This window comes from Sulfitobacter sp. 15WGC (assembly GCF_005068605.1).
Lineage (GTDB): Bacteria > Pseudomonadota > Alphaproteobacteria > Rhodobacterales > Rhodobacteraceae > Sulfitobacter > Sulfitobacter faviae.
The window spans coordinates 1-254 of record NZ_SZNL01000176.1 but is presented as its reverse complement, the minus strand read 5'-3'; the positions used below and the strand labels follow the sequence as shown (position 1 = coordinate 254).

Below are 254 nucleotides of genomic sequence, written 5' to 3'. Positions count from 1 at the left end.
TGTCTTCACCATCCAGCCGCACATGGCCCTTGCGCATGTCGAGCATGCCGAAGACCGCCTTCATGCCGGTGGATTTGCCCGCGCCGTTGGGGCCGACGATCACCGCGATCTCGCCGCGGTCGACCGCATGGTGCAGTCATGCAGGATGTCGGGGCCGTTGCCGTAGCCCGCCGTCATGCCGTCACCAATCAGGAAGGGGCCGCCGGGGGCGGGGTGGGTTTTGCCGCTGGCCTTGGGCATGATGCTGCCTTGGC

Annotated in this window: 1 pseudogene; it reads right to left on the bottom strand. The window is 67.3% G+C overall.

Going from position 1 to position 254, the window contains the following annotated elements:
* Nucleotides 1–240: pseudogene (locus tag FCK22_RS18455) on the bottom strand (ATP-binding cassette domain-containing protein); the annotation flags it as partial.
* Nucleotides 241–254: the final 14 nt, after the last annotated feature.